Origin of the sequence: Thioalkalivibrio thiocyanodenitrificans ARhD 1 (assembly GCF_000378965.1) — a bacterium.
Taxonomy (GTDB): Bacteria; Pseudomonadota; Gammaproteobacteria; order Ectothiorhodospirales; family Ectothiorhodospiraceae; genus Thioalkalivibrio_A; species Thioalkalivibrio_A thiocyanodenitrificans.
This window is the reverse complement of record NZ_KB900536.1, coordinates 1,419,662-1,441,158: the sequence shown is the minus strand read 5'-3', so window position 1 is coordinate 1,441,158 and position 21,497 is coordinate 1,419,662. Positions and strand designations below refer to the sequence as shown.

22 protein-coding genes are annotated in these 21,497 nt (G+C 66.1%); 12 read left to right on the top strand and 10 right to left on the bottom strand.

What is annotated here, in order from left to right; translation table 11 throughout:
- Nucleotides 1-34: 34 nt before the first annotated feature.
- Both THITHI_RS0106775 and aceK read right to left on the bottom strand, forming a co-directional pair.
- The gene (locus THITHI_RS0106775; protein WP_018232321.1) at nt 35-523 is read right to left on the bottom strand and encodes a nucleoside deaminase; all 489 of its coding nucleotides are present in this window, start codon (nt 521-523) and stop codon (nt 35-37) included.
- Nucleotides 524-687: 164 nt separating this feature from the next.
- The gene (gene aceK / locus THITHI_RS18590) at nt 688-2,442 is read right to left on the bottom strand and encodes a bifunctional isocitrate dehydrogenase kinase/phosphatase (protein ID WP_018232320.1); all 1,755 of its coding nucleotides are present in this window, start codon (nt 2,440-2,442) and stop codon (nt 688-690) included.
- A 241-nt stretch (nt 2,443-2,683) separates the two neighbouring features.
- On the opposite strand from aceK, the gene aceA reads away from it, so the two are divergent.
- Both aceA and rraA read left to right on the top strand, forming a co-directional pair.
- Nucleotides 2,684-4,003 (top strand): isocitrate lyase, encoded by a 1,320-nt coding sequence (gene aceA / locus THITHI_RS0106765; RefSeq protein ID WP_018232319.1) that lies wholly within the window; start codon nt 2,684-2,686, stop codon nt 4,001-4,003.
- A gap of 65 nt (nt 4,004-4,068) precedes the next feature.
- A complete protein-coding gene (gene rraA, locus THITHI_RS0106760) occupies nt 4,069-4,563 on the top strand; it encodes a ribonuclease E activity regulator RraA (protein WP_018232318.1) in 495 nt (164 codons plus the stop codon).
- 68 nt (nt 4,564-4,631) lie between these two features.
- Here the strand turns inward: rraA and aceB are convergent, their stop codons facing one another.
- Nucleotides 4,632-6,221, bottom strand: a complete 1,590-nt coding sequence (aceB, locus tag THITHI_RS0106755) for a malate synthase A (protein ID WP_018232317.1) — start codon at nt 6,219-6,221, stop codon at nt 4,632-4,634.
- A 206-nt stretch (nt 6,222-6,427) separates the two neighbouring features.
- Between aceB and THITHI_RS0106750 the strand changes: the two genes are divergently transcribed.
- The 5 genes from THITHI_RS0106750 (at nt 6,428) to THITHI_RS0106730 (ending at nt 9,347) form a co-directional block, all read left to right on the top strand.
- The gene (locus THITHI_RS0106750; protein WP_018232316.1) at nt 6,428-7,441 is read left to right on the top strand and encodes a LysR family transcriptional regulator; all 1,014 of its coding nucleotides are present in this window, start codon (nt 6,428-6,430) and stop codon (nt 7,439-7,441) included.
- A 104-nt stretch (nt 7,442-7,545) separates the two neighbouring features.
- Entirely contained in the window at nt 7,546-8,283 is a 738-nt protein-coding gene (locus tag THITHI_RS18585) for an FHA domain-containing protein (protein ID WP_156820490.1), read from the top strand.
- Between the two features lie 8 nt (nt 8,284-8,291).
- Nucleotides 8,292-8,534, top strand: coding sequence for a hypothetical protein (locus THITHI_RS0106740; RefSeq protein WP_018232314.1), 243 nt, complete (start codon nt 8,292-8,294; stop codon nt 8,532-8,534).
- Nucleotides 8,535-8,612: 78 nt separating this feature from the next.
- Nucleotides 8,613-8,984 (top strand): glyoxalase/bleomycin resistance/dioxygenase family protein, encoded by a 372-nt coding sequence (locus THITHI_RS0106735; protein ID WP_018232313.1) that lies wholly within the window; start codon nt 8,613-8,615, stop codon nt 8,982-8,984.
- Between the two features lie 81 nt (nt 8,985-9,065).
- On the top strand, nt 9,066-9,347 hold the full coding sequence (locus tag THITHI_RS0106730) for a peptidylprolyl isomerase (RefSeq protein WP_018232312.1): 282 nt from the start codon (nt 9,066-9,068) through the stop codon (nt 9,345-9,347).
- A gap of 73 nt (nt 9,348-9,420) precedes the next feature.
- On the opposite strand, the gene THITHI_RS0106725 is transcribed toward THITHI_RS0106730, so the two are convergent.
- Nucleotides 9,421-10,386, bottom strand: a complete 966-nt coding sequence (locus THITHI_RS0106725; RefSeq protein WP_018232311.1) for a 2-hydroxyacid dehydrogenase — start codon at nt 10,384-10,386, stop codon at nt 9,421-9,423.
- A 126-nt stretch (nt 10,387-10,512) separates the two neighbouring features.
- Between THITHI_RS0106725 and THITHI_RS0106720 the strand changes: the two genes are divergently transcribed.
- Entirely contained in the window at nt 10,513-10,941 is a 429-nt protein-coding gene (locus THITHI_RS0106720) for a GlcG/HbpS family heme-binding protein (RefSeq protein WP_018232310.1), read from the top strand.
- A 190-nt stretch (nt 10,942-11,131) separates the two neighbouring features.
- Here THITHI_RS0106720 and THITHI_RS0106715 read toward each other — a convergent pair whose 3' ends face one another.
- Complete coding sequence (locus THITHI_RS0106715) at nt 11,132-12,352, bottom strand: MFS transporter (RefSeq protein ID WP_018232309.1); 1,221 nt, start codon at nt 12,350-12,352, stop codon at nt 11,132-11,134.
- Between the two features lie 284 nt (nt 12,353-12,636).
- On the opposite strand from THITHI_RS0106715, the gene THITHI_RS0106710 reads away from it, so the two are divergent.
- From THITHI_RS0106710 to THITHI_RS0106700, 3 genes are all read left to right on the top strand, one after another.
- Entirely contained in the window at nt 12,637-12,849 is a 213-nt protein-coding gene (locus THITHI_RS0106710; protein WP_018232308.1) for a hypothetical protein, read from the top strand.
- A 134-nt stretch (nt 12,850-12,983) separates the two neighbouring features.
- Nucleotides 12,984-15,221, top strand: coding sequence for an EAL domain-containing protein (locus THITHI_RS19750; RefSeq protein ID WP_018232307.1), 2,238 nt, complete (start codon nt 12,984-12,986; stop codon nt 15,219-15,221).
- A gap of 102 nt (nt 15,222-15,323) precedes the next feature.
- On the top strand, nt 15,324-16,052 hold the full coding sequence (locus THITHI_RS0106700) for a DUF3581 family protein (RefSeq protein WP_026186121.1): 729 nt from the start codon (nt 15,324-15,326) through the stop codon (nt 16,050-16,052).
- A 73-nt stretch (nt 16,053-16,125) separates the two neighbouring features.
- On the opposite strand, the gene THITHI_RS0106695 is transcribed toward THITHI_RS0106700, so the two are convergent.
- From THITHI_RS0106695 to THITHI_RS0106675, 5 genes are all read right to left on the bottom strand, one after another.
- Nucleotides 16,126-16,824, bottom strand: a complete 699-nt coding sequence (locus tag THITHI_RS0106695; protein ID WP_018232305.1) for a VTT domain-containing protein — start codon at nt 16,822-16,824, stop codon at nt 16,126-16,128.
- Nucleotides 16,808-17,353 carry a DUF2058 domain-containing protein gene (locus tag THITHI_RS0106690; RefSeq protein ID WP_018232304.1) on the bottom strand — a complete coding sequence of 182 codons (546 nt, stop codon included), beginning with the start codon at nt 17,351-17,353 and terminating at the stop codon, nt 16,808-16,810. The genes THITHI_RS0106695 and THITHI_RS0106690 overlap by 17 nt, the downstream gene beginning before the upstream one ends.
- 106 nt (nt 17,354-17,459) lie before the next feature.
- The gene (gene soxZ, locus THITHI_RS0106685) at nt 17,460-17,768 is read right to left on the bottom strand and encodes a thiosulfate oxidation carrier complex protein SoxZ (protein ID WP_018232303.1); all 309 of its coding nucleotides are present in this window, start codon (nt 17,766-17,768) and stop codon (nt 17,460-17,462) included.
- 1 nt (nt 17,769) lies between these two features.
- Complete coding sequence (locus tag THITHI_RS0106680; protein ID WP_018232302.1) at nt 17,770-18,225, bottom strand: thiosulfate oxidation carrier protein SoxY; 456 nt, start codon at nt 18,223-18,225, stop codon at nt 17,770-17,772.
- Nucleotides 18,226-18,478: 253 nt separating this feature from the next.
- Nucleotides 18,479-19,231 carry a hypothetical protein gene (locus tag THITHI_RS0106675; protein ID WP_156820489.1) on the bottom strand — a complete coding sequence of 251 codons (753 nt, stop codon included), beginning with the start codon at nt 19,229-19,231 and terminating at the stop codon, nt 18,479-18,481.
- Nucleotides 19,232-19,490: 259 nt separating this feature from the next.
- Here THITHI_RS0106675 and THITHI_RS0106670 point away from each other — a divergent pair, with 259 nt between their 5' ends.
- On the top strand, nt 19,491-21,446 hold the full coding sequence (locus THITHI_RS0106670; RefSeq protein ID WP_018232300.1) for an adenylate/guanylate cyclase domain-containing protein: 1,956 nt from the start codon (nt 19,491-19,493) through the stop codon (nt 21,444-21,446).
- The last annotated feature ends 51 nt before the right edge of the window (nt 21,447-21,497 follow it).

Below are 21,497 nucleotides of genomic sequence, written 5' to 3'. Positions count from 1 at the left end.
TTTCTTCGGGCACAATGCAGACGCAATATGCGGGCTAGTACCGCTGCTTGCCCGGCCATGCCTCCCACTCCCGGAAGACTTCCAGCGCCTCGTCCCCCAGCAGGCGCTCGGCCGGCATCGTGCGGTGTTCGGGCGCCAGGGCGATTTCGCGATAGATCGCCCCGTCGTCGAACCCGATGGCCTCCGCGTCTTCCGTGGTGTTCGCGTAGTAGAGCCGGGAGATCCGTGCCCAGTAGATGGCCGCCATGCACATGGGACACGGCTCGCAGGTCGCGTAGATCTCGGCGCCCTCGAGCGAGATGCCGTCGATGGCATCACACGCGCGTCTGATCGCGACGATCTCCGCATGCGCAGTCGGATCATTGTGGCTGGTGACCTGGTTCCAGCCTTCGGCGAGGATGCCGCCATCGCGTACGATGATGGCCGCGAAGGGTCCGCCGTCTCCCGTGCGCATGCGCTCGCGGCTGAGGGCGATCGCCCGGCGCATGAAATCCTCGGGTGTCCTCGGTTTGTCGGTCGTCATCGGGGGTCTCCTCGGGTCGCCGGGGTGGCGGCAGCCTCCTGTGCACTGTCCCCTTCAGGGTCCGCGCCAACCGCCTTCGGGCCTGCCGGTGACCGGGTATCGGCACGGGCCGCGGGACCAGGGGGCCCGCCGTGGCCCGGTGACTCCCGCGACGGGCGGTTGAACTACTCGACCGTAGCCGGTTCCGGCGGGACGGTTTCCGGGCGCGGGAAGCGCAGTCGCCTCGGGTAGGGAAACACATCTCCGTATATGCCGTGCTCGACTTCCTTCTGGCGCTGTTGCCAGTACCGGTAATCGAACAGCTCCGGGTGAAGCTCCTTCAGCAGCCGCCTCTGTTGCACGTCCGTGGTCAGGAACGTGGGGAACTCCTCGGGAAAGATGTCGTGGGGTCCCACCGAATACCAGGGGTCCGAGCTCAGCTCGTCCTCCGGCGTGCGCGGCGCGGGGATCCTGCGGAAGTTGCATTCCGTGAGATAGCAGATCTCGTCGTAGTCGTAGAACACCACCTTGCCGCTGCCGGTCACCCCGAAGTTCTTGAAGAGCAGGTCTCCCGGAAAGATATTGACCGCCATGAGCTGCTGGATGGCGCGGCCCCAGTCATCCAGGGCGTCCCGGGCCTCCTCCTCGTTGGCCTGTTCCAGGAAGACATTGAGCGGGGCCATGCGCTTCTCGATGTAAAGGTGCCGGATGAAAAGCACGTTCCCCTCGATCTCGATCTTCTCCGGGATCTGCTCCTTGAGCTCCGCCAGCAACTCCGGCGAGAAGCGCTTCAGGGGGAAGGCCACGTCGGAGTATTCCAGGGTATCGGCCATGCGGCCGACGCGGTCATGCATCTTGACCTGCAGGTATCGCTTTCTCACCAGTTCCGGAGTGACCTGCTTCTGGGGCGGGAAGCGGTCGCGTATCACCTTGAACACATACGGATAGGACGGCAGGGTGAAGACGGCCATTACCAGCCCGCGTGTGCCGGGGGCGACCTGGAACGTATCGTCGCTTTCCTGCAGGTGATTCAGGAAATCCCGGTAGAAGTCGTTCTTCGCCTGCTTCTGGAAGCCGATGCTCATGTAGATCTCGGCAATCGGCTTCTCGGGCATGATGTCCTGCAGGAAGGCCACGGTCGCCGCGGGGACCGGTGTTTTCACCAGGAAGTATGCCCGGGCAAAGCTGAACACCGCCTCGGCCTCGTCCTCGGTGGTGAGCAGGGTGTCGGCGTAGATGCCTCCCTGCTCGTTGTTGACCAGCGGCACGATGAAGGGGTGGGAGTCCTCGCCCCGCACGACACGTCCGATCAGGTAGGCTGCCTTGTTGCGGAAAAACGGAAACTCGAGCACGTCGATGCGCAACTCTTCCATGTCCGAGGAGCCGAACCGCGAGCGTCTGAGCAGTGCGTCTGCAATGCGCTTGGCATCCCGGTCCACGTCCTCGTAGGGGACATTGAAGTAGAAGGCCGAGAGGATCTCCCAGATGCTGGTTTCCAGGCCCCCGTCGCGCGGATGAAAGGACATGAACCCGCGATAGCGTTGCGCCAGCGCCCGGCGATCCACCACGGATTCGACGAAGATGTTGTCGTTGTTGAAATACTTGCGCTCGAAGAGCTGGCAGAACACCGAATTGTAGAAGGTCTCCGCCAGTTCGGGGCGGCTGTGGTGCGCCAGCAGCCCGGTGTAGATGCCTTTCACCTCTTGCCAGAGGGGCTCGTCCAGGCGCTCGATACCGAAACTGTCGCGCAGCTTGTGGATCGTTTCGCGCACCCGTTTGTCATAGAAACTGATGCGTTTGGCGGCAGCCGTGCGCACACCGTCCCAGTCCGATTCCTCGAAACGTTCCCGGGCCACGCTGGTGATCTCCTGGAAGAACGAGAAATGGCGTTCGAAACCGGTCAGTATCGAGCGGGCAAGCTGTCGGGCAAGATCGCTCATGGCAAGGCCTGAAAGTTCGCGTCCCTCAACTGCATGTGCCTGCACTATACCATTCAATCATGGCGTACACGCCACGCCGCTATATTAAGTTTTTCAATTCATATCATTGAAATTAAGGCCCTTTCGCTGCGCCTGAAGGTCAGTTAGCGTACATGGGCCGGAGATTGAACCGAGCCGTCCCGGGGCCGGACCCCGGGATCCGATAACCAGACCAGCCACCATCGCGGAGAGGATTGAGAAGATGACGAGAGAACAGCAGATCAAGGCCCTGGAACGTGACTGGGCGGAGAATTCGCGATGGGAGGGCGTGACCCGTGGATACAGCGCCGCGGATGTCGTGCGGCTGAGGGGCTCGGTTCAGTCTGAGCAAACCCTCGCCCGCCGGGGTGCAGAGAAACTCTGGCGGCTGGTCAACGGCGAGGCGAGGAAGGGTTACGTGAACTGCCTCGGTGCGCTCACCGCCGGTCAGGCGCTGCAGCAGGCCAAGGCGGGCGTGGAGGCCATCTACCTGTCGGGCTGGCAGGTGGCGGCGGACAACAACAGCTCCGAGACCATGTACCCGGACCAGTCCCTGTACGCCTACGACTCCGTGCCCACCGTGGTGCGCCGGATCAACAACACCTTCAAGCGCGCCGACGAGATCCAGTGGGGCCGGGGTGTCGCGCCGGAAGACGAAAACGGCGTGGACTTCTTTCTGCCCATCGTGGCGGACGCCGAGGCTGGTTTCGGCGGCGTGCTCAACGCCTTCGAATTGATGAAGAACATGATTGTCGCCGGCGCGGCCGGTGTGCACTTCGAGGATCAGTTGGCTGCGGTCAAGAAGTGCGGTCACATGGGCGGCAAGGTACTGGTGCCCACCCAGGAGGCGGTTCAGAAGCTCGTGGCTGCCCGTCTGGCGGCCGACGTGATGGGGGTGCCCACCCTGCTGCTGGCGCGCACCGATGCCGAGGCGGCAAACCTGCTGACCTCCGACGTGGACGAGAACGACAAGCCGTTCATCACCGGGGAGCGTACCGCCGAGGGCTTCTACCGCGTGAAGAACGGTCTGGAGCAGGCCATCAGCCGGGGTGTGGCCTATGCGCCCTACGCGGATCTGGTGTGGTGCGAGACGGGCACGCCGGATCTGGGTTTCGCCCGGGAGTTCGCCGAGGCGGTGCGCGAGAAGCATCCCGGCCAGCTGCTGGCCTACAACTGCTCGCCGTCGTTCAACTGGAAGAAGAACCTGGACATGAAGACCATCGCCGGGTTTCAGGACAAGCTCTCCGAGTACGGCTACAAGTACCAGTTCATCACCCTGGCGGGTATCCACAGCATGTGGTTCAACATGTTCGACCTGGCCCACGACTATGCCCGGGGCGAGGGCATGCGCCATTACGTGGAGAAGGTGCAGGAGCCGGAATTCGCCGCGCGCGAGAAGGGTTACACGTTCGTATCCCATCAGCAGGAGGTGGGCGCCGGGTACTTCGACGACGTGACCACCACCATCCAGGGCGGGCTGTCCTCGGTCACGGCGCTGACCGGTTCCACCGAGGAGGCCCAGTTCGACGACGCCAAGGAGTGAGACCGGCGTGCCGGGGGCACGGAGTCCCCGGCGCCGTTCATTCAGTCCCGGGCCAGGAGGTGATCATGGAACCCGCATCCTATGGACTGACCGCGACCGCGGATCTGTGCGATTCCCACGGGGAGGCGGCCCGTGTCTGTGAGATACCGTTCAGGGATTTCGGCGGTGTCACCGCTTTCTCCGGACCCGCCGCCACCATCCGCTGCTTCGAGGACAACACGCAGGTGCGCACGGTCCTCGAGACCGGGGGCCATGGCCGGGTGCTGGTGGTGGATGCCGGCGGCTCACCGCGTTGCGCCATGCTCGGCGACAACCTCGCCCAGCTGGCCCTGGATAACGGCTGGGCGGGCGTGGTGATGTACGGCTGCGTGCGTGATGCGGCCGTGCTCTCGACGCTGCCCCTGGGCGTGAAGGCGCTCGGCACCCATCCGCGCAGGAGCGAAAAGCGGGGCGGCGGTGAGGTGGACGTACCGGTTGCCTTCGGCGGCGTCACGTTCACGCCGGGCGAGCGGGTGTTCGCGGACGAGGACGGGGTGATTGTTTTGCAGGGTGAGGGGTGAGGCGTCAGGGGTGAGGCGTGGACGGCCTGAAGGTCGATCTGCACGCCTATCCCCTCACGCCTGACGCCTCACTCCAAATGCTGGTATGCCACCAGGGTGAGGAAATCCACCAGCTCCTCCGCACTCGTGATGTCCTCGAACAGTTTCGCGGCCAGCTTGTAGTGGCCTGACTCGAAGGCCTCGTTGCCCACCTCCTTGCGGATCGTTTCCAACTCCTCGGGGATGAGCTGTTCCACCATCGCCAGCGTCACCCGGCGCCCGTCGTCCAGCACGCCGCCGGGGTGGCGGATCCACTGCCAGACCTGGCAGCGGGAGATCTCGGCGGTGGCGGCGTCCTCCATGAGGTTGTGAATGGGCACGGCGCCGCGTCCGCCCAGCCAGGCGGCCATGTACTGGATGCCGACGTTGATGTTGTTGCGCAGCCCGGCCTCGGTGATGGCGCCCTCGGCCGGTCTGATCAGCGTGTCCCGGTCGGCGTCCACGTCAGGCCGCTGGCGCGCCAATTGGTTGGCGTCCGGCATGTGCCTGTCGAACACCTCCATGGCCACGGGCACCAGGCCCGGGTGCGCCACCCAGGTGCCGTCGTGGCCGTCCTTCACCTCCCGCTCCTTGTCGGCGCGTACCTTGTCGAAGGCCTCCCGATTGGCGTCCTCGTCACCGCGCACCGGAATCTGGGCGGCCATGCCGCCCATGGCGAAAGCGCCGCGGCGATGGCAGGTCTTGATCACCAGCAGGGAGTAGGCGCGCATGAACGGCACGGTCATGCCGACCAGTCCCCGATCCGGCAGGATGCGGTCCGGGTGCCTCCGGAATGTCTTGATGTAACTGAAGATGTAATCCCACCGCCCGCAGTTGAGGCCGGCCATGTGGTCCTTGAGTTCCCACAGGATCTCGTCCAGTTCGAACACCGCCGGCAGGGTTTCGATCAGCACCGTGGCCTTGATGGTGCCCGAGGGAATGCCCAGTGCCTGCTGCGCGAACTCGAAGACATCGTTCCAGAGCCGAGCCTCCTGGTGCGCCTGCATCTTGGGCAGGTAGAAGTAGGGACCGGTGCCCCGGTCGATCAGGTTGCGAGCGTTGTGGAAGAAGTACAGGCCGAAGTCGAACAGGGCGCCCGGGATGGGTTTGCCGTTCACGGCCATGTGCTTTTCCGGCAGGTGCCAGCCGCGGGGGCGCACGATCAGCACGGCGGTATCGTCGTTGAGGCGGTAGTCCTTGCCTTCCGGCGATGTGAAGTCGATGGTGCGGTTGACCGCATCGCGCAGATTGACCTGCCCCTCGAGACAGTTGCGCCACGTGGGGGAATGGGCATCCTCCAGGCATGCCATGAAGCATTTCGCGCCGCTGTTGAGCGCGTTGATCAGCATCTTGCGGTCGGTGGGGCCGGTGATCTCCACGCGCCGGTCAAGGAGGTCCTCGGGGATGCGCGCCACGGTCCAGTCGGACTCGCGGATCTCGCGGGTCTCCGGGAGGAAGTCCGGCAATTCGCCTGCGTCGAAGCGGGCCTGGCGCTCGCGGCGCGCCTGCAGCAGGGCTTCCACCCGCTCGGCGAAGCGATCGTGCAGCGACACCAGGAATTCCACCGCCTCGGGCGTGAGCAGGTCCTCGAAGCCCTCGATGGGGCCGTTGAACGCGACGGCGTCGCTGTAGTTCGGCATGGTCGTCTCCTCCTGTGGCGTGTCCCGGGACCGGGGCCGGTCTGATCTTTACGGGATCGGCGCCCGGGCCGCCCGGGTCTGTCTGGCCCTACGGTAGAAAACTGCGTAGTATTTGACTAGGTTATTAACCAAATAATGAATATTAAATTCCACAATGAGACCGCGAGGTTTCGTGGCACCGGTGGCATTCACTATAGGTTTAGTCCATGGCCCGCAACAATTCACTCGCCGCAACGCCCAACCGGCTGCGACAGCTGCGCGCATTCTGCCAGGCGGCACAGACAGGCAGCATCTCCAAGGCCGCGGAGCGCCTGTGTGTCAGCCAGCCCTCGGTGTCCCTGCTGATCAAGGCCCTGGAAAAGGATCTGGGTGTGCTCCTGTTCGATCGCCGGGGCCCCCGCATCGATCTGACCGCGGCGGGTCAGGTGCTGCTGGAGACCAGCCTGCCGCTGGTGGAGGGCATGGACCACCTGCCCGAGGTGTTCGCCGCGCGTCTGGGTGAGGTCGGCCAGGGGGCGCTGGATCTGGCGGCCGGGGAATCCACCATCCTCTATCTCCTGCCGGATTACGTAAAACGCTTCAGCGAGCGCTATCCGAACGTGAAACTGCACATGCACAACGTCACGGGCCGCGACGGTCTGAAGATGCTGCGCGCCGGCGAGGTGGATTTCGCCGTGGGTTCCATGATCGATGTGCCCGACGACATGAGCTATCACCCCATATTCACCTACGAGCCCATGCTGATCACCTCGCTGGACCACCCCCTGGCGCGCAAGAAGAAGGTGACCCTGGAAGAGGTGGCGCCCTGTGGACTGATCCTGCCGCCACGCCACCTTTCCACCTGGCAGATCGTGGATCTCGTGTTTCATCAGCACGGCCTGAGTTATCACGTGGTTCTGGAGGCCGGCGGCTGGGAGGTGATCAAGAAGTTCGTGGAACTGGGCCTGGGCGTGTCCATCGTCACGAGTATCTGCCTGACCGGGCAGGAGAAGCTGGCGGCCATCCCGTTGAGCGAGTATTTCCCCAGGCGCACCTACGGTGTCGTGATGCGCAAGGGCAAGTTCCTGTCGCCGCAGGCCTGTTCCTTCCTGGAACTGATGGATCCGGATTTTCCCCGTGACCCGGATGGTGCCCGGGCCCGGTCGCAGGCGGGCAGCCGGATCGCAGATGCCGTGGAAGGGCGGGTGGATTTCACGGGCCATGACCGCTCGCTGCCGTGAGGCCGGCAGCGGCGGGAGTTGACGCTCCCTCCGCCTTCGGCTATGTGAATGCCCGACAGGGCTCTCCTGTTGTCCGGGCGTTCGAAAGAATGCGCAACGGGGCCATGATGAAGCTGTATTTGCGAAAGCGCGGCAAGCCGTTGGGCGAACTGGATCTGTCCGACGGGGTCACCACCATCGGTCGGAGGCCGGACAACGACATCGTGCTGAGTGATCGGGCCGTGAGCGGCCGGCACGCGCGTATCGAACTGACCGGGGGCGAGGTCACGATCCAGGATCTCGACAGCACCAACGGTACCTTCGTCAACGGCAGGCGCGTGACCACGCATTCGCTGCGGGACGGAGACATGATCGCCATCGGCAACTATCGCCTGGGCTTCGGCAGGGGCGAGGTCGTCGTCCAGGATCCGGGCCCGCCCACGCAGATCCTCCGGGTCGACCGCCCGGGTATGCCGCCGGGGTTGGCGGATGAGCATTGCACCCGGCGGATCAGGCAGTTGCGGGCCGCCGCCCGCCAGGCCGGGCAGGCGGCGGATCGCCAGATGGCCCTGCGCATCATGAGCGGCTGCAACCAGGGGCGGCAACTGGACCTGCTGGGGCCGGTGACCGCCCTCGGAGAGCCCGGGCAGGAAGTGGTGGTGTTCCTGCGCAGTGGCGATGAACTCTCCATCCGGCAGGTACAGGGTGACCCGGGCCGCGTACGGGTGAACGACGTCGCACTCGAAGCCGAAGCGGTACCGCTCAGGCACAACGACGTGATTCATGTGGGCGACCTGCGCATACTGATAGTCGTTGGACCGGACCCGACGGATGCCCATACCGGGCTATGGACCCTGGAGTGAGGAAGAGCATGCGAGGCATTGTTCCACCCGATCCCGAGACCGACGTCTCCGCCGCACATCATGCGCTGGTCTACATGCCCGGCCGTACCCGCAAGCGCTTTCCCGCCGGGTGTGTGCGGTTGATGGATTCAGCGGAGGCGGCCGTCGCGGCGGCGGACCCGCAGGGAAAATGGTTCCCCGCACGGGTGCTTGGCCCGTCCAAATCGTCGGAGGGGCAGTACCTTTTCTATCTGCTGGATTGGCTCGAGTGACGGGCGCGGGGTGAGCGTGCCGGTGCCGGATGGCCGGCACCGGGCGGTGGCACGGACGGATCAGACCAGGAGTGCATCATGCGCAACAAGCCGGGCTTTACCGGCGGCCGCAACATCGCCATGAAGGTGCCGCCCCATCTCTACGACGCCACCATCCGGTTCTATCGGGACGTGGCCGGCCTGCCGGTCATCGAACACCTGGCCCCGTCGGTGGTGTTCGAGTTCGGCGCCAGCCGGCTCTGGATCGATTCCGTCGACGGCCTCAGCCAGGCGGAGGTGTGGCTGGAGCTCAATACCGACAATGTAGCGGCCGCCGCGTCGGCGTTGCAGGCTTCCGGCGTGGTTCGGAGGGACGAGATCGAGGCGCTGCCCGAGGGTTTCGAGGGGTTCTGGATCTCGAGTCCGGCCTCAATCATCCACCTGGTGTGCCGCGACACCGACACCGGATAGCCGCCCCGGCGCCGGGGGTTCCCTGATGGCGGCGTATCCACCACAATGGCCCCTCGATTCAATTTTCGAGGACAAGATTCCATGGCCATGGCAAGCGCACGACACATCCTGGTGGATTCCGAAGACCTGTGCAACGAACTGAAGACGCGCATTGAAGGGGGCGAGGATTTTGCCGCCCTGGCCAGGGAATACTCCTCCTGCCCTTCCGGGAAGCAGGGAGGTGAGCTGGGTTCCTTCGGGCGCGGACAGATGGTGCCCGAGTTCGACCAGGTCGTGTTCTCCGCGCCGGTGAACCAGGTGCAGGGGCCGGTCAGGACCCAGTTCGGCTACCATCTGCTGGAGGTGACCTCCCGCCAGGACTGACCCTGAAGAGGCATCGCGAGGGGCCCGGCCGGCGCATGTCCGGCCGGGCCCCTTTCGTTGCGGGAAGGTGTCGTCAGGCCAGCCGGTCCCGGGGCTCGCGCCCGGCGACGATGGCATCGAGATTGTCCAGCGCCCGGAACCCCATGGCGTCGCGGGTTTCCCGGGTGGCGCTGCCGATATGGGGGAGCAGGAAGGTGTTGTCCAGGGCCCGGTAGCGCGGATCGATGTTCGGTTCATTGTTGAACACGTCGAGTCCCGCGGCGAACAATCGGCCCGAGCGCAGGGCGGCAATGAGGGCATCATCATCCACGACGGCGCCGCGGGCGGTGTTGATCACCACCGCCGAATCCGGGAGCAACGCGATGCGTGCCTCGTCGAGCAGGTGGTGTGTCTCCGGGGTGGCCGGGCAATGGATGGAGAGAAAGTCGCAATGGGGCAGCAGCGCCTCCACGCTCTCGTGATACGTGGCCCCGGCCTCGAGTTCCGGCGCAAGGCGGTGGCGGTTGTAGTAGTGGATCTCCATGTCGAAACCCCGTGCGCGCCGGGCCATGATCCGGCCCACCCGCCCCATGCCGAGGATGCCGAGACGCTTGCCGGTGACCTGAACGCCCAGTTGATGGACGGCGCTCCATTCTGCCCAGGTGTCGGTGCGGATCTGGCGTTCGCCCTCGAAGGCCCGGCGGGCGGCGCCCAGCAGCAGCAGCATGGCCACCTCCGCGGTCGCGTCGCTGAGGACCTCCGGCGTGTTCGTGACGATGATCCCGCGGGCCTTGGCCGCCGCCAGATCGATGTGGTCGTATCCCACCGAGTAGCTGCAGATGGCGCGCACGGTGTCCGGCAGACGGGCAATCACCCCGGCGTCGAGCTTCTCGGTGTGGCAGGGCATGATGGCGAAGGCGCCGGCGGCAAGCTCGACGAGCTCATCGGCCGGATAGACCCTGTCGTCCCGGTTGAAGTGCGCCTCGTAGTCACGCGCCAGGCGTTCCTCCACGGCCCGTGGGAGTTTGCGGGTCACCAGAACGGCCGGTCTGTCGGTCATGATCCTTGAGCTCCTTGACGAGGATGGGTTTGACCCATCATAGACCGATCGGGAACTATTGTTCACCGGGCCCGTGGTCGGGGGATCGCCGGGGCACCATCATTCCTTTACGTACCGGAAGCCTCCATGCAGCCACTGACTCTTGAACAGGCGAACAGATTGATCGAAGCGGCCCTTGCCAGGGCGCGCGAACTGTCCCTGCCGCCCATCGCGGTTGCCGTGCTCGACGACGGCGGGCACCTCAAGGCCTTGCAGCGCGAGGACGGGGTGTCCTTCCTGCGCGTGCGCATCTGCCAGGCAAAGGCCTGGGGTGCGCTGGGGCTGGCGGTGGACTCCAGGCGCATCGCGGAGCGTTACGAGCAGGGCGGTCTTCAGCAAGGTTTCATCGACGGGCTGAACGCCATGAGCGGCGGCCGGGTTGTGCCATTGCCCGGCGGCGTGCTGATCCACGATCAGGCGGGCCGGATCCTGGGGGCCGTGGGCATTGCCGGCGCCGCATCCGATGACGACGAAACCTGTGCCCGGGCGGGCATCAAGGCCGCCGGCCTGAAGTAGGCCGCTAGCCCGCATATCTCACCACCCTTCTACTGCGGCCGCCGATCCGCTCGCTGTGACGGGGCGTGCTCCCTCCAGCCGGCTTGACGTAGTGTCGGCTACGCCTGCGCCGTCCTCCGGTCCGCGCGCCCCGTCACAGCGGCGCCTCGACGCCCTCGCCACGAACGGTGGTGAGATATGCGGGCTAGGATCAGCGCCGCGTGACGTAATCCGATGCCCGTACACGGCCCAGCGCCCACAGACCCAGCACGGGACCCGGCAGCATCAGCCACAGCACGGCCAGTTCCTGGCTCGGCCAGAGGCGGGTGACCACGGCGATGGACGGGATGGTGAGCGCAAAACCCACGGCATTCATCATGGCCAGCGCCGCGCCCAGGCGTTCCCCGGGCGCGCTGAGGGAGGCCAGCGCGGTGAACTGGGGCGAGTCGGCGATCACCGTCAGGCCCCAGAGGGCCAGAAGCAGAAGCAGGAATGCCGGCGGCAGGTGTCCGAGGAAGGGATAGACCAGGCAAAGGGTGCCCGAGATGCCCAGTGCCCAGCGGGCCACGCGCAGGCTGCCCGTTCGCCGGCTCAGGCGGCCACCCAGCACGCACCCGGCGGAGCCCACACCGATCACCGCGAAGGCCAGCCACGGCAGCCAGGGCAGGGGCCACTCCAGGCGCAGCATTTCCCGCAGGACCAGCAGCGGGACCAGGGTCCAGAAGGCGAACAGCTCCCAGCAGTGGCCGAAGTAGCCGAGGGCGGCGGCGCGAAACGGGCGCCGGGTGAAGGCGACGAGGCCGGCCCAGGGGCGTCCCGGGCCGGCGGTGGCGGGCAGGTGGGGGCCGTCACCCAGACGATGCACCATCACCGCGGCCAGCAGCGCGAGCAGCGAGGAGATGGCCATCGGCCATTGCCAGGGCAGGTCCAGGGTGACCCCGCGCAGGAGGTGCGGCAGGGCGATGCCCAGGGTCAGCATGCCCAGCAGCCAGCCCAGGGCCGCGCCCGCATGTTTCGGCGTCCAGCTCACCACCAGCTTCATGCCCAGGGGATAGATGCCCGCCAGGCACAGGCCGGTGACGAAGCGCAGCAGCCATGCCACGGTCAGGTCGTGGGCGGTGAGGATGAAGGCGGCATTGACCAGCGCGCCGGCCACCGCGGCCCCCGCGAACAGCCGGCTGGCGCGGACGCGGTCGGCCAGGCCCGTGCCCGCCAGCAACAGCGTACCGGTGATGAAACCCGCCTGCACGCCCACGGTGAGCAGGCCCAGGCCGGCTTCGGTCAGGCCGGTTTCCCGGTGCAGTGAGACCGCCACGCCGTTGATGCTGAACCAGAGCGAAGTGCCGAAAAGCTGTGCCAGTACGATCACGGTCACGGGATGCCGGCCGATCCAGCCGGCGGGCGGTCCTGCTTGGGCTGCGGGGGTCGGCATCTGGAGAGCAGTGAAGTGAGGTGTTGTTCCGGCGTGATGGTTTAGCGGGGACTTTACGCCATGGACCAGGGGCGGGTCATGCGGGCGGTCTTCGGCCTGCCGGGACGCCGATGCCGGTAAGGTCCCGTCGACAGACCTGTCCTCGTGAGGCGTTCGGCCTCTCCCCGGGCTGAGAACCAGCGGCGGCCGGATCCTCAGGGCCGGCGTCTCATGATGTGTGCACGGCGATGCCTTATCATGGGGCGCCGATTCAGGATGCGTATGGCCAAGGGCTGATTCTTACGATGCTCAAGATCGTGACATTGCTGGTGTTGCTCGCCTTCGCCTGGTGGCGGTTCCGGCGCTATCTGTGGCACCGGCGATTACGCCGGGAAGGGGTGGAAGTCCCCGAGCAGAAGGGGCCCCGGGCAGTGACCCTGTTGGCGGGCGTGATGCTGGCGGTCTATGGCGGCTACATGCTCTGGCACCTGTTCGGCACGGTATCGTCGGGATCCTGAGCGCCCGGTGCGGCGCGTCCGTGGCAAGTATGGGCAGGAGGTGCGCGGCCGTGGCCGGACAGTGATCATTGACATCATCATAACTTGTTCATATAACCAGAAAAAACTACGTATATAAGCTCAGGGGTATTCATTTGTCTTCGAAATCCTCCGGTGAAGAGGCGGGATCAGCGCGTCTGCGCGTATATTCGGATCAGACCATCCATGAGGCGTTCGCGCAGTTTCTGGGCATCACGGAGCAGGATCAGCGGCTGCTGGTCAGGTACCACGAGGTGCTGATCGGCGAGAGCGAGCGTTTTGCCGAGATCTTCTACGATTATCTGCTGAGCTACCCGGTCACCGCACAGATCCTGGCCCGATACCAGAAAGGCGGCGGGGAGCTGCGTGCGCTGATCAACTCCCAGCTGGGTCACCTGTGGCAGCTGCTCTCCGGGCGAGTGGACCGGGAATCGGCGCGTCGTCTGGCCCATATCGGTGACGTGCACTACGGCTTTGGCGTGGAGCCGGTGTGGGTGATGGGGGCCTACCTGCTGTACTGGGATCACCTGCATGCGCGCCTGGCGGATGTCCCGGAGCCCGAGTGCACCGCCCTGGAGAACGCGGTGACGAAGTTCCTGTTCCGCGACATGGGGCTGATGCTCGAGGGCTACTGGGATGCGACCGTGCGCCAGGTGCAGGACGAGCGCAACAAGGCGCAGGCGCTGCGCGAGCAGATCACCAGTCTGCTGGCGAATCTGCCCCAGGTGCTGTGGTCGGTGGACGTGGTGCGCAACGAGCCGCTGTACGTGAGCCCCAGCAGCAGGCGGATCTGCGACATGGACGTGGACACACCGATTCCCTGTCTGAACTGGACCGTGGCGGAGGACCGCGAGGCGGTGCGCCAGGCCTGGCGCGAGGCGCTGGCGGGGCGTCAGGTAGAGGTGGAGAGCCGGGTCAGGGCGCCGGACGGGGAGTTGCGCTGGTTCCGGCGCGTGTTTCACCCCTTCACCGACGAGAGCGGTCGCGTGGTGCGCATCGACGGGCTCATGGAGGATGCCACCGATGCCAAGCACAATCTGGAACGCCTGAATGTGCTGGCCACCACCGACAGTCTCACGGGGCTGTCGAACCGCACGGTGCTGCTCGACCGGCTCGAGCGGGCGATTGCCGCGGCCGGGCGCGGGCGGGTGCCCCGGCAGGTGGCGCTGATGCTCATGGACCTGGACCAGTTCAAGGAGATCAACGACACCCTGGGCCATCCGGTGGGCGACGAGGTCCTGCGCAGGGTGGGGGCGCGTCTCTCGGAGAAGCTGCGCGACTCCGACACGCTTGCGCGCCTGGGCGGCGACGAGTTCGCGGTCCTGCTGCCGGAGATGGAGCATGCCCGGGACACCGCCGAGAAGGTGGCGGGCAAGCTGCTTGATTGTTTCAGCGAGCCGTTCTGTGTTGCCAACCAGAATCTCTATCTGGGGGCGAGCATCGGCATTGCCATGTTCCCGGAGCATGGCGAGAGCGTGGACAGTCTGATGAGCCGCGCCGATGTGGCCATGTACGAGGTCAAGCGTGCCGGGCTCGGTTACGGTTTCTACGACGCAGGCACCAACCCCCACACCACGAAGCGGCTCAGGCTCGCGGCGGAGCTGCGCGGCGCGCTCGAGCGCGATGAGCTGCGCCTGCACTATCAGCCCAAGGTGGATCTCGCCTCGGGCAGGGTCAGCGGGGTGGAGGCGCTGGTGCGCTGGGCGCATCCGCGGCGCGGTCTGATGTATCCGGAGGAGTTCCTGCCCACGGCCCTGCGCACGGGGCTGATCCACCCCATGACCGACTGGGTGCTGCGCGAGGCGCTCACGCAGTGCATGGCCTGGCGCGCCGAGGGCCTTGCCCTGCGCGTGGCGGTCAACGTCGACGATGCGCTGTCGTTTCACCACTGCGATCTCGCCGAGCGCATCGGCGTGCTGCTCGGGCAGATCGGCGCGCCGGCCGACTGCCTGGAGATCGAGCTCACGGAGAATCTGCTGATGAGCGACATCGCCACGAGTTCCGCGGTGCTCGAGCGCCTGGCGGGCCGGGGTATCAGGATCGCCATCGACGACTACGGCACGGGCTATTCCTCGCTGGCCTATCTCAAGCAGCTGCCGCTGCATACGCTCAAGATCGACAAGTCGTTCGTGATCGACATGTGTCAGGATGAGAACGACGCGGTGATCGTGCGCTCCACCGTGGATCTGGCCCATAACCTGGGCTACTCGGTGGTGGCCGAGGGCGTGGAGGACGCCGAGGTGCTCCAGCTCCTGGAGATCCTTGGCTGTGACAGCGCCCAGGGCCACCACATCGCCCGCCCCATGGCGCCCGAGGCACTGGCCCGCTGGCTCCGGGACCGGGGCACAAACTGAACCCGGGGGCGGAAAAGGACGCCGCATGGACACCGATACCGGGCACCCCTCGGCCGTTGTAGAATGCCGGGCCATTTCACCCCATTGCGACGCACAATCACCATGTATCTGGATGCTTTCCACGACACGCAGGACGGACTCACCCGAATTACCGCGCAACAGGGCAGCAGGTTCGCCAAGGAGATCGCCGGGGATTTCAATCCCATCCACAATCCGGGCGCCAAACGCTTCGTTGTGCCCGGCGACCTCCTGTTCTCCCTGGTGCTGGAGCGCTATGGGCTCAGCGAATGCATGGCCTTTTCCTTCACCGACATGGTGGGTGCGGATACCGACCTGGATTTCCCCGACACCGACGCGCCGTCGTTCGAGATCGCCGATGCGACCGGCCGCGTGTGCCTCAAGGTGCGGCGCGAGGGACGCAGGACACGCGACATGTCGCTGCTGGAACGATTCACGCTGGCGTACGTGTCATTTTCCGGACAGACCTTCCCCCATGTGCTGGTGCCGCTGATGCGCGCGCACGACGTGATGATCAACCCGCAGCGGCCGCTGGTGATCTACGAGGGCATGAGTTTCGATCTTGAAGATCTGGACATCCGGGAGCCTGAGCTGGAGCTGGAGAACTCGTCGCTCATGGTCAACGGCAAGCGGGGCGACGTGAGCCTTGATTTCGTAATCCGTGCCGGGGGTCGGGCGGTGGGGACCGGCGCCAAGAAGCTGGTGCTGAGCGGATTGAGGCCCTATGACGACGCCACGATGCAGGCGCTGGTGGACCAGTATGCAGAGTCGAAGGCGGCAAACCGCAGGTCAGGGATGAAGGATGAGGGATGAAGGTTGAAGGATTAGGGATGAATCAGACAGCGGGGCTCTGAAAGGCAAGTTATTTGTGGGACACGACACTGGCCTACGCGAGTCTGCCCCGCAGCCAGCGCCCGCCGGCCAGTAAAGCAACGAGTGCCAGCAGGGGCAGAAGAGATGCCGGGCTGATGCCTTCGTTCTCCATGCCGGATTTCATGAGTGTCTGGACCGCATAGGCATACACCACCCACTTGGCCCCCAGGCCCACTGCGGCCGCAAGCAGGTACCCGCCCAGCGGCAGGCCGAGGGTGCCGACGCCGAAGTTCACCACCGAGTGGGGAAAGCCGGGCAGGACGCGCAGGGTCAGTTGGGTCCAGGCGTCTCCCTTGCGGCGCAGCAGCCTCAGTACCCGCTGTCCGGTGGGGCCGGGTCGCCAGGCCCGGCCCAGCCAGCGCGACGTGTAATAGGCGCCCAGCGCACCCAGGGTGCTGCCGGCGGTCAGGATCGCCGCCGCCGCCAGCGGCGGATAGAAGGGAGCCACGATCCACAGCATGAGGGTGCCCGGCAGGGCCAGCGACAGCAGCAGGGCCTGCAGCAGGATCAGTAGCGGGATGGTGGCCGGGTGCGGTGCCAGCGCCTCCCCCCAGGCCAGGGCGTCAGCCACCGCCACGGGTTGAGAGACCGCGAGCGCGATGACGACGATCGCAAGCATACCCAGGGCAAGCAGCCGCCATCGCTGCCGGCGGCGCTCGCCGGCCCAGTCGACATCCGGGGTTTCTTCCGGAGCGTCACCACATGAGGTCATCCGGGATCTCATAGCCTGCGTATGGGTCGTCTTCCCTGTCGGGTCGTGTCCCGGTCGTGCCGTCCGGTTCATTGAATACGACGACGCGCCCGGCATCGCGCTCACGCACCTTCTCCAGCCCGTCCCGCGGCAGCAGTTCATACCCGCCCGCCAGCGTCACGATCCCCAACTGCCCGCGCACCAGGCCGTCCCGCTGTTCGCCGGTGACATGGATGGAGCGGACCTTGTCACCATGCTGGAAGTGATAGGGCTGGTCGCCGTCCTCGCGCGGCAATCGCTGGTCCAGAATGATCTGGCGGATCTGGGCGGCGCGCGCCTTGCGTTCCGCCGCCTCCTGCTGCTTGCGGTTCAGTTCCCGGGAACGCTGGGCCTGGCGCTCGCGCAATTGCAGCGCCGCGGAATCCTGAACCGCGGGCTTCGCCCCGTTCCTGCGGCCCTTGGGCTTCTTGCGGTTCTGGCGCTCCTGACGAAGCTTCTTCTCGTCCACCAGCCCGGACTTCAGCAACTGGTCGCGCAATGAGTTGGACATGACTGATCCGGCGGTTTGCGGTTTGAAGGGGCATTGTAAGGCGTGACGGGCGCATGATCCATGACCGCGCCGGCGCCGAACCAGCGAGGCCTGTGGCATGTGCTGGCTATTCGATCCGCGCCTCAATGATCTCGCTGTAACCAAGGTTGTCTCTCCAACGGGCGGTGACCGGATCGCCCGCAGCCCCTCCGGCAAACTGGAAGGTCAAAAGCGGGTTCGTGGAGATGCCCCAGCCCCAGTCGGCACTGAGGATGGTCTCGCCCAGATGGTCGCAACGGATCTCCTCGATGAAATGTCGCGGTACCGTGAGGCCCGTCACGGGGTCCTTCCGGGTGCCGGTTTCCATGGGGTGACTGATCAGCACCGCGACGGCGGTGAAACCGTCCTTCAACTCAGCACGCATCTTGCTCTGCATGTCAGCATCCTCCCGTGGCTACCTGCACGGTATTCTGTGCACGAAAGTACCTTCCGTCGGCCGATACGATGGCCACCACGTTGCCGCTTCCGCCCATGCGGATGCGCGTGACGATGGGGCCCCGGACCCGTGGCGAGAGCCGAAAGTTCGCCACCAGGGGGAAGGGGTTGGGGTCCGAGATCAGCGTGACGCCCTGCACGTCGTCGAGGTCGGTGGCAACACCGACACGAACCAGCGCACCGCTGCCCACGCGCGCCGGTGTGTCCAGCATCACCCTGGGGCTCAACTCGGCCTCGGTGTTTCCCGCGAGCGTGCGCCAGGCGAGTGCCGCATCCTGGGCCATGAAGGCCTCCCGGGGCCAAGCGGCCATCACCCGTGAAGGCCTGAGCAGCGCCGGGACAAGCCCGGCCGCGAGCGCGGCGGTGACCGTGTGTTTCAGAAAGTGTCTGCGATTCATGATGACGTCCTCCTTTGTCGGGCTTCCGATTCCCGAAGGTATCCGCAGGTAAGAGCTGTCCAGGTCAATCCGACGAGGTCCGTGAGCTGCCGGTCGGTGGTCCCCTGCGTCCTCCGGCATGCAATAGCAGTCTGGTCATCGACGGGGGCCACCGACAGGGAGTGCTGCCGTGCGAGCCTGTGATATCTGCACATTCGGGGCGCAGTCCCTGCAGGGTGCGCTTGCGTGTCGGGTGGTTGACTTTGCGCCCCGATCATCGCGCGTACTCCGGATGGACGATCAGGTTGCGCAGGAACATCTCTCCCTGTCCCCGGAGCTTCGCGTCAACCATCGTCGGTGTGCCATTTGGCCTGCGCTCGCTGTAGAAGGCATTGACGATGAAGGTCGAGGATGCCTCGAGACAGGCAACCCCTCTCGTTTCGATCACCAGTTCTGCACCGGGCAGATCCGGGTCGTCCCGCTCCCCCATCCGGAGTGCGTAGTCCACGCAGCGATTCCCGGCGCTTGCCCGGGGTGTCGCGGTGATGTCCACCAGCCGGAAGCGGCCGCGGGTTGCCCGCCTCGTCTCGGTTTCGAAGGCCTCCGGGAAACTTTCTGCGGTGGTCCCCCGCGCATACGCGGCGTCCGTGAGGGTGATCATGATGACGAAGGTCTGGCCGCGTGCGGCCAGTTCAATCGCCTCCGGAGTCGCCCTGGTAAACGCCAGATATGACCGGCCGATGTCGGGTTTCCAGTGGGCGCCGGGTGGCGCGTGGCCGGTGAATCCGGGGCCCGTGAAGGTCTCCGGGTCCGTCCGTTCAGCGGGGGGTGCTAGCCCGTAGGCTGCGTGGTGCGTAGCCTCACGGCGCGCATCACCGGGGATCGGCGCGTCGAACAACCGCAACCGATCCGGGGGGAGCACCGGCTCCGACACGGCCGCGGGGACCGCCACCGGTGCAGGCAGCAACGCGATGACAGCGATCAGCGCGGCAAGGGGTGCTGATCCCGGGAAGGGTCTGATACGCATGGCAGGTTCCTCCTCGATTCCGTCGAGCCTTTGCTTCGGCACGCCCCCAGAGTGGAGGCGGGCGAACGGGGGGACGAGGGAGGATGCCCGTGGCCGGATGTGATATATGCACATGCTGGACTAAACTCAGTAGGCGGCGTTGACCCCAAGGGACCGGCGCCGGGTGCAGGATGCTTCGCAGGCATGGACGTGTGTTTCGCCTGCCGTGGCACCTTGGTGCGGACTGCGCGATGCAGGGTCGAGGACCTCGGGGGCGCTCATGGTTGGCAGTCCCGAACATTGGTTGCGGGAAGGGCTCGACCCGTCCCGGGAGGACGGGAGCGCGTCCGACCGCGCCCGGGAGTCGCCCGGGGCCCCGGCGCTTGTGCGCGGCCTCGCGGCCATCCTGAGCGCGGATGTCAGCGGCTACAGCCGGCTCATGCGCGAGGACGAGGAGGGCACTGTCGGACGCCTTGCCGAGTACCGGCAGGTCATCTCCCGGCACGTGACCCGGCATGGGGGCAGGGTCGTGGACACCGCGGGCGACGGTGTCCTGGCCGCCTTTCCCAGTGTGGTGGAGGCCCTGAGCGCCGCGGTCGGGATCCAGCGCGAACTCGGCGGGCGCAACGCCGACCTGCCGGCCGATCGGCGCATGGCGTTCCGGCTCGGCGTGCATCTGGGCGACATCCTCAGCGGCGAGGGCGCGGTCTACGGCGACGGGGTGAACCTGGCCGCGCGCCTGGAGGCACTGGCGGAGCCCGGTGGCATCTGCATCTCCGGGGATGTCTACAACCAGGTGCACCACAGGCTCGATCTCGGCTACGTGCCCATGGGGCGGCGTCGCGTCAAGAACATGGCCGAGCCCGTTGAGGTCTACCGGGTAGAGGCGGACCCGTCGTCGCGCCCGGTTGCGCGCAGGCTGCATCTGCACCGACATTCTCTCACTGCATTCATCGTCATCGCCGGACTGCTCGGCATCGTGCTCATGGTCGGCGTGCTGCGTGCGCCCGGGCCGGTTCGGGAGACGGTGCTCACCCCGGCGACCCTGGCCGGCGGACCGGCGATCGTCGTGCTGCCCTTCCGGAATCTGAGTCCCGAGCCGGAACAGGACTACTTCAGCGACGGAATCACCGCCGATATCACCGCCGAGCTTTCCAACCTTTCGAGCCTGCTGGTGATTGCGCGCACCACGGCTTTCGCATACCGGACGGCTGACGTGTCGCCCCGGGAGATCGGCAGCCGGCTGGGCGTGAGCTATCTGTTGCAGGGCACGGTACGGCGGGCGGGCGGGCAGTTGCGTATCACGGCAGAACTGGTCGAAACGGAAAGCGGCCGCCAGATATGGGGCGGGCGCTATGACGGCGCGCTGGAGGATGTGTTCGCCCTGCAGGATGCGGTGACGGAGCAGATCGTCGGCGCGCTCCAGGTCACCGTCACCGAGGCGGAGCAGGCGCGACTGGCGCGGCGTTACACGGTCCACCTGGAGGCCTATGACCACTTCCTGCAGGGGCAGTGGCACTTCCAGGAGTTCACCGCCGAGGGCAATGCCCGCGCGCGTGCGCACTACGAGCGCGCGCTCGAACTCGACCCGGGCTTCGCCCGCGCCCCGGCGGCGCTCGCTCTGACCCACGCCTGGGACTCTCGCTGGGGCTGGAGTGCCGACCGGGGTGCATCGCTGAGCATGGCCCGGGAACTGGCCGATCGCGCCCTGGTCCTGGACGATTCCCTCCCCCAGGTCCGGTGGGTGCAGGGCTACGTGCTGCTGCACGTGGGGGAGTTCGAGCAGGCGCTGGCGCAGGCCCGCTATGCCACCGCGCTCGATCCGAACTTCGCGGAAGGCTACGGGCTGGTGGCGCTCATCCTCGTTGCCATGGGCGAGCCTCAACAGGCGCTGGAGCACATGGAGCGCGCCGTACGGCTCAATCCCCACTATTCCGCCCTGTACGCCACGGTGATCGGCAGCGCCTACATACTCCTGGAGCGCTATGACGATGCGGTTCGCGAGCTTACAAAGGCCGTTGCGCAGCATCACACCCACCTGAAGAACCACGTGCTGCTGGCAGCCGCCTATGGCAGGCAGGGGCGGCTTGACGAGGCGGCCTGGGTGGCGGAGGAGATCCGCATGCTGAGCCCTGGCTTCTCGATCGGATACTGGATCACCTCGGAGTCCTTCGGAAGCCCGGAGACGCTGCAGTGGTACATTGAAGGCCTGCGCAAGGCCGGGATCCCGGAGTAGGCCCGGCGATGCGCGGAGTGCCCCGTCGCCGGATCCCGTGCGCGGCACCCG

What these genes read in the sequence shown, in the direction of transcription:
- rraA (WP_018232318.1), top strand. Translation starts at nt 4,069, where the DNA reads ATGGAACCCGCATCCTATGGACTGACCGCGACCGCGGATCTGTGCGAT.
- THITHI_RS0106680 (WP_018232302.1), bottom strand. Translation starts at nt 18,225, where the DNA reads ATGAATCGCAGACACTTTCTGAAACACACGGTCACCGCCGCGCTCGCG.
- aceB (WP_018232317.1), bottom strand. Translation starts at nt 6,221, where the DNA reads ATGCCGAACTACAGCGACGCCGTCGCGTTCAACGGCCCCATCGAGGGC.
- THITHI_RS0106695 (WP_018232305.1), bottom strand. Translation starts at nt 16,824, where the DNA reads ATGACCTCATGTGGTGACGCTCCGGAAGAAACCCCGGATGTCGACTGG.
- THITHI_RS0106715 (WP_018232309.1), bottom strand. Translation starts at nt 12,352, where the DNA reads ATGCCGACCCCCGCAGCCCAAGCAGGACCGCCCGCCGGCTGGATCGGC.
- THITHI_RS0106710 (WP_018232308.1), top strand. Translation starts at nt 12,637, where the DNA reads ATGCTCAAGATCGTGACATTGCTGGTGTTGCTCGCCTTCGCCTGGTGG.
- THITHI_RS0106775 (WP_018232321.1), bottom strand. Translation starts at nt 523, where the DNA reads ATGACGACCGACAAACCGAGGACACCCGAGGATTTCATGCGCCGGGCG.
- aceK (WP_018232320.1), bottom strand. Translation starts at nt 2,442, where the DNA reads ATGAGCGATCTTGCCCGACAGCTTGCCCGCTCGATACTGACCGGTTTC.
- THITHI_RS0106670 (WP_018232300.1), top strand. Translation starts at nt 19,491, where the DNA reads ATGGTTGGCAGTCCCGAACATTGGTTGCGGGAAGGGCTCGACCCGTCC.
- THITHI_RS0106730 (WP_018232312.1), top strand. Translation starts at nt 9,066, where the DNA reads ATGGCCATGGCAAGCGCACGACACATCCTGGTGGATTCCGAAGACCTG.
- THITHI_RS0106750 (WP_018232316.1), top strand. Translation starts at nt 6,428, where the DNA reads ATGGCCCGCAACAATTCACTCGCCGCAACGCCCAACCGGCTGCGACAG.
- THITHI_RS0106735 (WP_018232313.1), top strand. Translation starts at nt 8,613, where the DNA reads ATGCGCAACAAGCCGGGCTTTACCGGCGGCCGCAACATCGCCATGAAG.
- soxZ (WP_018232303.1), bottom strand. Translation starts at nt 17,768, where the DNA reads ATGCAGAGCAAGATGCGTGCTGAGTTGAAGGACGGTTTCACCGCCGTC.
- THITHI_RS0106675 (WP_156820489.1), bottom strand. Translation starts at nt 19,231, where the DNA reads ATGCGTATCAGACCCTTCCCGGGATCAGCACCCCTTGCCGCGCTGATC.
- THITHI_RS0106725 (WP_018232311.1), bottom strand. Translation starts at nt 10,386, where the DNA reads ATGACCGACAGACCGGCCGTTCTGGTGACCCGCAAACTCCCACGGGCC.
- THITHI_RS18585 (WP_156820490.1), top strand. Translation starts at nt 7,546, where the DNA reads ATGATGAAGCTGTATTTGCGAAAGCGCGGCAAGCCGTTGGGCGAACTG.
- THITHI_RS0106720 (WP_018232310.1), top strand. Translation starts at nt 10,513, where the DNA reads ATGCAGCCACTGACTCTTGAACAGGCGAACAGATTGATCGAAGCGGCC.
- THITHI_RS0106740 (WP_018232314.1), top strand. Translation starts at nt 8,292, where the DNA reads ATGCGAGGCATTGTTCCACCCGATCCCGAGACCGACGTCTCCGCCGCA.
- THITHI_RS0106690 (WP_018232304.1), bottom strand. Translation starts at nt 17,353, where the DNA reads ATGTCCAACTCATTGCGCGACCAGTTGCTGAAGTCCGGGCTGGTGGAC.
- THITHI_RS0106700 (WP_026186121.1), top strand. Translation starts at nt 15,324, where the DNA reads ATGTATCTGGATGCTTTCCACGACACGCAGGACGGACTCACCCGAATT.
- aceA (WP_018232319.1), top strand. Translation starts at nt 2,684, where the DNA reads ATGACGAGAGAACAGCAGATCAAGGCCCTGGAACGTGACTGGGCGGAG.